This window comes from Desulfosporosinus sp. I2, assembly GCF_000960765.1.
Taxonomy (GTDB): Bacteria; Bacillota; Desulfitobacteriia; order Desulfitobacteriales; family Desulfitobacteriaceae; genus Desulfosporosinus.
In genome coordinates this window covers 1-9054 of the sequence record NZ_JYNH01000174.1, presented here as the reverse complement: position 1 = coordinate 9054, position 9054 = coordinate 1, and the positions used below count along the sequence as shown (strand labels likewise).

Annotated in this window: 9 protein-coding genes and 1 pseudogene; all 10 read left to right on the top strand. The window is 44.8% G+C overall.

Annotation, left to right across the window (positions count from 1 at the left end):
- The coding region (locus UF75_RS23070) for a 2-oxoacid:acceptor oxidoreductase family protein (protein ID WP_045576873.1) at positions 1-241 on the top strand (241 nt) is incomplete at its 5' end.
- 169 nt (positions 242-410) lie between these two features.
- Positions 411-2159 (top strand): indolepyruvate ferredoxin oxidoreductase subunit alpha, encoded by a 1749-nt coding sequence (iorA, locus tag UF75_RS23065; protein ID WP_045576872.1) that lies wholly within the window; start codon positions 411-413, stop codon positions 2157-2159.
- 2 nt (positions 2160-2161) lie between these two features.
- A complete protein-coding gene (locus tag UF75_RS23060) occupies positions 2162-2779 on the top strand; it encodes an indolepyruvate oxidoreductase subunit beta (RefSeq protein ID WP_045576871.1) in 618 nt (205 codons plus the stop codon).
- Between the two features lie 92 nt (positions 2780-2871).
- Complete coding sequence (locus tag UF75_RS23055) at positions 2872-4221, top strand: phenylacetate--CoA ligase (RefSeq protein ID WP_045576870.1); 1350 nt, start codon at positions 2872-2874, stop codon at positions 4219-4221.
- Positions 4222-4270: 49 nt separating this feature from the next.
- Positions 4271-5530: a 3-isopropylmalate dehydratase large subunit gene (leuC, locus tag UF75_RS23050; RefSeq protein ID WP_045576869.1), complete on the top strand. Its 1260-nt coding sequence runs from the start codon at positions 4271-4273 to the stop codon at positions 5528-5530.
- A 29-nt stretch (positions 5531-5559) separates the two neighbouring features.
- A complete protein-coding gene (leuD, locus tag UF75_RS23045; protein WP_045576868.1) occupies positions 5560-6054 on the top strand; it encodes a 3-isopropylmalate dehydratase in 495 nt (164 codons plus the stop codon).
- A 2-nt stretch (positions 6055-6056) separates the two neighbouring features.
- Complete coding sequence (locus UF75_RS23040) at positions 6057-7130, top strand: 3-isopropylmalate dehydrogenase (RefSeq protein ID WP_045576867.1); 1074 nt, start codon at positions 6057-6059, stop codon at positions 7128-7130.
- 6 nt (positions 7131-7136) lie between these two features.
- Entirely contained in the window at positions 7137-8540 is a 1404-nt protein-coding gene (locus tag UF75_RS23035) for a hypothetical protein (protein WP_052693555.1), read from the top strand.
- Positions 8541-8722: 182 nt separating this feature from the next.
- On the top strand, positions 8723-8827 hold the full coding sequence (locus UF75_RS31160) for a symporter small accessory protein (RefSeq protein WP_348983096.1): 105 nt from the start codon (positions 8723-8725) through the stop codon (positions 8825-8827).
- Between the two features lie 32 nt (positions 8828-8859).
- Positions 8860-9054: pseudogene (locus UF75_RS23030) on the top strand (sodium:solute symporter family protein); the annotation flags it as partial.

The window sequence follows — 9054 nt, the reverse complement described above, 5'->3', positions numbered from 1 at the left end:
TGAGAGTATCCTTGGCGACCTTAAAGGGCGAATTGAACGTTTTATCCCGTTGGATGGATTAAGATTAGCCACTGAAGCGGGTAATGCCAAAGCCACGAATGTTGTGTTAATGGGAGTTCTCTCTAAGTATATGGATTTCCCAGAGGAGGCCTGGCAAGAAGCCCTTGTGGCAAGAATCCCAGCTAAGCTGTTGGAATTAAATAAGAAAGCCTTTGCTTCTGGGGTTGCTGAGGCAAAATAACTATTAATACGTGTTTATCCAATTTTTTGTCTGAGCTAATGAATCCGTACTAAGCTAGTTGGATTATAAAGTTAAAATCGATAAAGAATCTTGTCGGTTTAATTAATTGAATATTTTATATATTCTGGTAATATTTGATTTAGGGTTCCAATGAGGAGGGTAAAGAAAAATGACGCAAGAAGCGGGTCAACGGATGCTCATGGCAGGCAACAATGCCATCGCCCGAGGGGCTTATGAGGCAGGAGTCTATTTCGCTTCAGGTTATCCAGGTACACCAAGTACTGAAATATTGGAAGTCATCTCTCAATTCAGCGAAATTAAAGCACAATGGGCAGCTAATGAAAAAGTAGCCTTTGATGAGGCCATGGGAGTAGCGATGTCCGGCAAACGGGCCCTATGTTCCATGAAATACGTCGGACTTAATGTAGCCGCTGATTCTTTTATGGTGTTTCCTTTCGCCGGTACTGTCGGTGGCTTTGTGGTCATCTCTGCCGATGACCCTGGGATGTATTCCTCCCAAAATGAGCAGGATAATCGTTACTTTGCCAGACTAGCACAAATCCCCATGATCGAACCTAGTGATCCCCAAGAAGCAAAAGACTACCTCAAACTAGCCTATGAACTTAGTGAGAAATTCTCTACCCCTGTTCTTTTTAGAACTTCAATGCGGGTCTCTCATAGTAAAGGAATGGTCACCCTTGGTGAACGTAATGAAGTAGGGGAGGGCAAAAGCTTTGTCAAAGACGTACCTAGCTGGGTCGTTCCGATCTTCGCCAAAGCCCTTAAAGCCAAACTTGATGCTAAGCTAGCAGCGATCTCTGATTACGTGGAAACCTATCAGTACAACCGTATCGAGAAGGGGAAGGGCAAGCTTGGTGTCATTACCAGTGGGGCCTCTTACACCTATACTAAAGAGATACTCCCAGAGGCCAGCGTACTAAAACTAGCTGTAACTTATCCCTTACCAAAGCAAACGATCCTTGATTTCTGTGCTCGATACGACAAGGTTTACATTATCGAAGAACTTGACTCCTTCATCGAAGATCAAATTCGCGCTTGGGGAGTCACTAACCTTAGTGGCAAGGATATCTTCCCTCGAACAGGAGAATTCAGCCCTGATGTCTTAGCCAAATGCTTATTCGACGAACAACCTGTTAACGACTTCTCTAAAGAATTTAATATTATTAGCCGTCCTCCGCAACTTTGCGCAGGTTGTCCTCACCGAGGTGCCTACCTCGCCCTTAAAAAATCTGGAGCCATTGTCACCGGGGATATTGGGTGTTACACACTCGGAGCGTTACCACCTTTAGGGGCAATGCATACCTCCTTTGCCATGGGAACCTCAGTTGGTAACGCCTTTGGCTTCGAACTTGGAGGAATCAACAAAGTTGCTGCAGTCATTGGAGATGCAACCTTCATTCATGGCGGGATCCCGTCCCTAATTGATGTTGTTTACAACGGTGGCAACACTACCGTTGTCATTCTGGATAATAGTACAACCGGTATGACGGGTCACCAAGAACACCCTGCGACAGGACAAACGCTCCAAGGGAAAGAGGCTCCCAAATTAGACTTAGTTAACCTCGTTAAAGCTTTGGGGGTTAAACATGTTCAGGTGGCGGATCCCTTTGATCAAAAAGCCATGCTCCAAGCAATTAATGAGGCTCTAGCCAATGAAGGACCTTCAGTAGTAATCACGAACAGACCTTGCATCTTTTCTCGTGGCGAAAAGCACAGACCCAAAACACCCTATGTCATAGACCAGGATATATGTACACAATGCGGGGCTTGCCAACGTATCGGTTGCCCGGCAGTATTACCTGGAGAACAGGCAACCATTGATGATGTATCCTGCACAGGCTGTTCCTTATGTGCTCAGGCCTGTAAATTTGACGCCATTTACTTAAAGGGGGAATAAAAATGTCAAACGTAACGAACGTACTCCTCTGTGGCGTCGGAGGGCAAGGTGTACTTCTGGCCAGTGAAGTACTCGCTTTAGTCGCCGCTGAAGAAAAGGCCCAGGTTAAACAAACCGAAGTACATGGGGTAGCCCAACGAGGAGGGAGCGTGGTCAGTCATCTGCGCTTTGGTGACCTTGTTTATTCACCCACTGTTCGCACCGGAACCGGAGATATCTTAGTAGCCTTTGAAAGGCTCGAGGCTGTACGTTATGGACATTATCTCAAACCAGGCGGTCTGATGCTGATTAATGACATCGAAGTTATGCCTGGACAGATGGGTGAATATCAACCCTATCCAACCGGAATCATCGAATTTCTGCAAAGTAAGGCTTTTAAAATCGAAGAAATACCGGCAACGGCTCTGGCTAAAGCGCATGGCAATTCCAAAGTCAGTAGTCTAATCATTCTGGGGGCCCTTTCTTCTTACTTGGACCTGTCTCAGCAAGCTTGGGAAAGAGTTATTCGGAAACGTATTCCGCCAAAACTCGTTGATATCAACCTTCAGGCTTTTAAAGTAGGGGTAGAAATGGCCCAGGCAAAGGCTCAAGCAGCTGTAGACAGAGCCGAATGTAACTAAGGCCTGCGCCCGGGCAAGGAGTGAAGTAAGCCGATTCTTGTTAAGTCACATGAAGACTAAGGTACTTAAGAGTAGGTAGGAGGGTTCCTGAAATGAGGGTAAATAAACCTGAGCTCGGTGCTAAACAATGCTTAATATGGGACCAAGAACATGAGACAATGCCACGGCCTGAATTGGAAGAGTTACAACTTGAAAGACTCCAAAAAACAGTCGAACGTTGCTACACTAAAGTACCGCTCTATAAAGAGAAAATGGACGCTTTAGGAGTCAAGCCCCAGGACATTAACAGCCTTAAGGATTTAGGTAAATTACCCTTTACCACCAAAAACGATCTTCGCGATAATTACCCCTTTAAAATGTTTGCCGAACCTCTCGATAGGATCATTCGCATGCACGCTTCCAGTGGTACTACCGGTAAACCGATCGTTGTTGGCTATACAGTTAACGACATAAATAGTTGGTCTGAACTGATGGCGCGCGTTTATACGGCAGCCGGAGTAACACAGGCTGATATTGTTCACAATGCTTATGGCTATGGCCTCTTTACTGGTGGACTCGGTTTTCACTATGGAGCTGAACGTGTTGGAGCAGCTGTCGTTCCGGTATCTGGTGGACTCAGCAAACGTCAAGTTATGCTCTGGCAGGATTTTGGGGCAACAGTCCTAATGTCTACTCCATCTTATGCCTTAGTGCTTGCCGAACAAGCCAAAGAGATGGGTGTTGACTCTATGCGGGATCTTAAGCTCAGAGTTGGCTTTTTTGGAGCCGAACCCTGGACTTTGGAAATGAAACGCGAAATCGAAGAAAAACTCAACCTTGAAGCTTTCGATATTTATGGACTAACCGAAATGATGGGCCCTGGAGTATCCTCTGAATGCCCCTATCATGATGGATTGCACATTTCAGAGGACCATTTCTTAGTAGAAACGGTCGATCCTGATACAGGAGAGTCTCTGCCACTAGGGAGCTTAGGAGAAATGGTACTTACCTCCCTTACGAAAGAAGCCTTCCCAGTCCTGCGCTATAGAACCAGAGATCGAACGTTCATCGATACCGGAATCTGTTCTTGCGGACGAACGACAGCTCGAATGAAACGTATTACCGGACGTACTGATGATATGTTGATTATTAGAGGAGTCAACGTGTTCCCTTCTCAAATCGAAAGTGTGATCTTAACCCTTAAGGGTCTTGAACCCCAATATGTTATTGTTGTGGACCGCGGAGCCAGCTATATGGATGATCTTGAAGTCTTAGTGGAATGTACAGAAAAATTTCACGCGCAAGGCGATGAGGCTTTGGAAAAAATGCAAGAACTCTTGGGTGCTGAATTACACCATGTACTGGGCATCAATGCCCGAATTAAAGTTGTTGCTCCCAAGACTCTGCAACGTAGTGAAGGTAAAGCTAAACGTGTAGTAGATCTTAGGGAACTCAATCACTAAAGCAATACAAAAACAAGGAAATGTAAAATCAAAAGAGGTGAAGCTCATAATGGCAATGACTATGACAGAAAAAATTCTAGCCGCTCACGCTGGATTAAGCGAAGTACATCCCGGACAGATCATCAACGCCAAAGTGGACTTAGTTCTGGCCAATGAACTATCAGCTATCGTGGCCATCGAAGAATTTAGCAAAATTAAAGGAGCCAAAAACGTCTTTGATCCTCATAAAATTGTGATCATCCCAGATCACTTTACCCCCAATAAGGATATTCAATCCGCTAAAGTTGCCAAAAAGGTCCGCGAGTTTGCTCTGGAACATAACACCTTGTATTACGAAGTAGGCCGTATGGGAATAGAACATGTTTTACTCCCTGAACAAGGCTTGGTTCGTCCGGGTCAATTGGTCATCGGTGGAGATTCCCATACTTGTACCTATGGAGCGTTAGGTATGGTCGCTACCGGAGTAGGATCAACGGATATCGCTGTAGCTTGGGCCTTAGGAGAAGTTTGGCTGAAGGTTCCGCCAACGATAAGGATCGAATTTAAAGGGAAGAAAAAACCTTGGGTCTCTGGTAAAGATATGATTCTCTACATGATTGGGCGCTTAGGCGTCGATGGTGCTATCTATAGTGCTATAGAGTTCTGTGGAGAGGGCATAGCGGAACTCAGTATAGCAGAACGTTTAACCATGGCTAATATGGTGATTGAAGCAGGAGCCAAAAACGGTGTCTTTGCTGTCGATGCTAAAACTGAAGCCTATGTCAAAGCGGCCACCAACCAACCCTATACGGTTTATACGAGTGATCCGGATGCTGAGTATGCTCAAACAATCGTTTATGATATGGACGACATTGAGCCCCAAGTTGCTTTCCCACATTTACCTTCGAACACTAAACCGATCTCTCAGGTTGGTGATGTTACGATCAACCAAGTGGTGATCGGCTCCTGTACCAACGGACGGATTGAAGACTTGCGCATTGCTGCCGGACTTCTAAAAGGGAAGAAGATCCATCCTCGAGTACGCTGCATCATCATCCCAGGTACCCAAAAAGTTTATTTAGATGCCATGAAGGAAGGATTATTGGAGACCTTTATTCAAGCAGAGTGTGTCGTTTCCACCCCAACATGTGGACCCTGTGTAGGAGGGCATATGGGGATTCTGGCTGATGGGGAGCGTTGTGTATCTACAACCAATCGTAACTTTGTCGGACGTATGGGTCATGTCACGAGCGAGATATACTTAGCCAGCCCAGCTGTAGCGGCGGCGACAGCCTTAAGGGGCAAATTGGCAGACCCAGGTCAATTATAATAATCGTTATGTAAGGAGGGGGAACGACGATGATTGAAGGAGGAGTCTGGAAGTTAGGTCGGGATATTGATACTGATCTAATCATAGCAGGCCGTTATTGTAATATATCGGATCCAGCAGAATTAGCAAAGTATGTGTTAGAGGATTTAGATCCAAATTTTGTCAAAACCTTTAAACCCGGAGATGTGATTGTAGCAGATAATAATTTCGGTTGTGGTTCTTCCCGAGAAGTTGCGCCACTGACCTTAAAAGCAGCCGGAGTGGCAGCCGTGGTAGCCCCAACATTTGCTCGGATCTTCTACAGAAATTGTATAAATATTGGACTACCTATTTTTGAAATCCTCGATGTCGCGAAAGATTTTGAAAAGGGGCAACGAATCAGCATAGACCCCGGGACTGGAAAAGTAACCAATATAACAACAGGAGTAACATTCCAAGCAGCTCCATTTCCCGCCTTTATGCAAAAGATTATGGATGCCGGAGGGCTTGTGGCCTATGCCGGTGAACAATTAGGGGGAACTTGAAAATGAACAAAGATAAACGCAACTATCGATTTGGAGTAATTGGTGGCGACGGAGTCGGCCCAGAGGTTGTCGCCGAAGGACTTAAAGTTTTGGAAGTTGTAGCTCGACAATATGGATTTTCTTATGAATTAACCCATTATCCTTATTGTACAGATCATTATCTTAAAACCGGTGAGACCATGCCGGAATCAATTTTAACTGAATACAAAACCATGGATGCACTTTTCCTCGGAGCCCTAGGGGATCCACGAGTAGAACCGGGATTTATTGAGCGCCCCATCATCATGGGAATGCGTTTCGGATTAGATCTTTATGTCAATCTGCGTCCGATAAAGCTGTACGCAGAGCAATTTTGTCCTCTTAAAGGCAAAAAGCCTGAGGATATTGATATGGTTATTGTACGTGAGAATACCGAAGATCTTTATACTAACTTAGGTGGAATCTTTAAAAAGGGCACTCCAGATGAAGTCGCCATCGCCGAAATGGTGTTCACCCGTAAAGGCTGTGAACGCGCCATCCGTTATGCTTTTGAACTAGCCAGAAAACGCAATAAAAAGAAAAAGGTAACCTTAATCGATAAGGCGAATGCGATTCGTGCCATGGATCTTTGGACTCGAACCTTTGAAGAAGTTGGCGAAGAGTACCCTGATATCGAAAGAGAACACGCCTATATTGATGCTGCCTGTATGTGGATGATTAAGAATCCTGAATGGTTTGATGTGGGTGTTACCAGTAATTTGTTCGGTGATATTATCACGGATATTGGAGCGATGATCCAAGGCGGACTCGGCATAGCTGCTTCAGGTAATATCCATCCGGGAAAGGTTTCCATGTTTGAACCTATCCATGGTTCTGCTCCAAAATATGCCGGTCTTAATGTGGCTAATCCGATGGCGGCTATCGCTGCTATGGGTATGCTTTTGGACTATATTGGGGAAAAAGAAGCTTCTGTCAAGATTGACAAAGCCCTCCAAAATTTGTTGATGTCTGGCAAGGTACCTTCCTTGGGAGCAGATTCGGGACTTTCTACCAGTCAAATCGGTGACTTTGTCATCGAAATATTAGCGAGGGGGTAGGTTTATATGTTGCGTGAGCCTATTGAACAACTGTTACATAGTCCGTTGGAGTTTACGAAAGATATTAAATTTCCTGATCCTAGAGAACTTCGTATCTACGACTCCACCCTTCGTGACGGCGAGCAAATGCCCGGTGTTGCCTATACCCCTGAACAAAAGCTTGAGATAACTAAGGCTTTAAGCGATATTGGGGTTCATATTATCGACGTGGGATTTCCCGGAGTATCCGCTACTGAACAACAGGCTCTGCGTTTGATTATGGAAGCCAAGCGCCGTGGCGAATTACGCTCCGACCTTGAAATCGTGGTTATGTGCCGTTCGCATAAGGGAGATATCGATGCAACCCTCAAGGTTCTTAACGAGATCAATATTTCCCCGGAAGAAGTAACGTTCTTTATCTTCACGACGGCGTCCAATCTACACAATAAATACAAAATAGGGAAAACACTTCTTCATAGGGAAGGCATTTCTGACGACGAACATGAAGACCGGCCAATCGAATGGTACAAAGAAGCTAATCTAAAGATGATGGAGGAAGCTATCCGTTACGCTAGGTCCAAAGGAGTAACTCATATCGAGTTCGGTGGAGAAGATGGTTCGCGAGCAGATGTTGATTATTGCATTGAACTGTTTCGTCGTGGGCTTGCCGCAGGTGGCACTAGACCTTCCTGGCCAGATACTGTAGGGGTTTTGACTCCGGAGGCAACTGCTAAATATACTGAAGAGATAGTCCAGGCAATACCTGAGGTGCCTTTGCTGGTACACTTCCACAATGACTTTGGTTTTGGCACAATCAATACTATCACAGCAATTAAGTATGGTGCGAAGGCTTTCTGCACTACGGTAGCAGGCTACGGCGAACGGGCGGGAAACGCGCCTCTTCACGAAGTGGTGGTTTCCTTAAAATTGCTTTATGGCATTGAGATTCCTGGTTTTAAATATGAAAAGCTGCATGATTTGTACCGCCTGGTCGAGAAATACGCCTGTATGCCAATTCAGGCTCATTGTCCAATTATAGGACCTCATGTTTTTATGCACGAAAGCGGCATACACACTGCTGGGGTACTCATTGATCGGCGTATTTATGAAGCTATTCCATCAGAATTAGTGGGGCAAAAGACCTCGTTTGTTTACGGCAAACACTCTGGCGGCCAAATTATCGAACATGGTTTACAAGGGATGGAAAAAGAACTTACGGAGTCAGGAGTCGTTATAACACAGGAACTGATACAAGAAGTGACTGCTGAAATGAAGCGTTTACGGGAGGATAAATCAAAAACAGACCTTTTGCAAAAACTTATTCATATTTATCATAAAACTTTAGATTCAATAGGATTAACGGGTGTAGACTTGTTCCGTGTTGCTTGTCAAATGAATGAGAAGCTTAAGAAACAGGAATTACAGAAATAACTACAACTTCACTCTGTGCAACAGCATGTATCATGTCCACTTTAAAATCTACTTTGAATAATAATCTGTATCACAAATAAGGGGATACCTTCCGGCATCCCCTGTCTCAGATATGAAGGGGATTCCCCTTACCCGGTATCAATTCATAATTCCCGAATTGTTTGTTGAAAGGAGGTGTATTTATGTTAGGGTTAACTGACCCAGGAGTAATAGCTGCTTATCTCTTATCCATCGGCAGTGCCCTTCTTTGTGTTGTCTATGGCGCAATCAACTGGGAAAAAGAATAAGAAGAGTATGTATTTGAGGAGGGGATAACTTAATGGGCGTTTTTTATACCATTTTGGCTATCTACGTATTGGCCGTTTCATTCCTTGGTTATCTAGGGTATAAACATACAAAATCTTCTAAAGATTATATGGTAGCAGGCGGAGATATTCATCCTTATGTCATGGGCATGGCTTATGGAGCAACCTTTATTTCCACCTCGGCGATTGTCGGTTTTGGTGGGGCCGCA

Excerpts from the sequence above, each read along its gene's own strand:
- UF75_RS23060 (WP_045576871.1), top strand. The coding sequence starts at position 2,162 with ATGTCAAACGTAACGAACGTACTCCTCTGTGGCGTCGGAGGGCAAGGT.
- UF75_RS23040 (WP_045576867.1), top strand. The coding sequence starts at position 6,057 with ATGAACAAAGATAAACGCAACTATCGATTTGGAGTAATTGGTGGCGAC.
- iorA (WP_045576872.1), top strand. The coding sequence starts at position 411 with ATGACGCAAGAAGCGGGTCAACGGATGCTCATGGCAGGCAACAATGCC.
- UF75_RS23035 (WP_052693555.1), top strand. The coding sequence starts at position 7,137 with ATGTTGCGTGAGCCTATTGAACAACTGTTACATAGTCCGTTGGAGTTT.
- leuC (WP_045576869.1), top strand. The coding sequence starts at position 4,271 with ATGGCAATGACTATGACAGAAAAAATTCTAGCCGCTCACGCTGGATTA.
- leuD (WP_045576868.1), top strand. The coding sequence starts at position 5,560 with ATGATTGAAGGAGGAGTCTGGAAGTTAGGTCGGGATATTGATACTGAT.
- UF75_RS23055 (WP_045576870.1), top strand. The coding sequence starts at position 2,872 with ATGAGGGTAAATAAACCTGAGCTCGGTGCTAAACAATGCTTAATATGG.
- UF75_RS31160 (WP_348983096.1), top strand. The coding sequence starts at position 8,723 with ATGTTAGGGTTAACTGACCCAGGAGTAATAGCTGCTTATCTCTTATCC.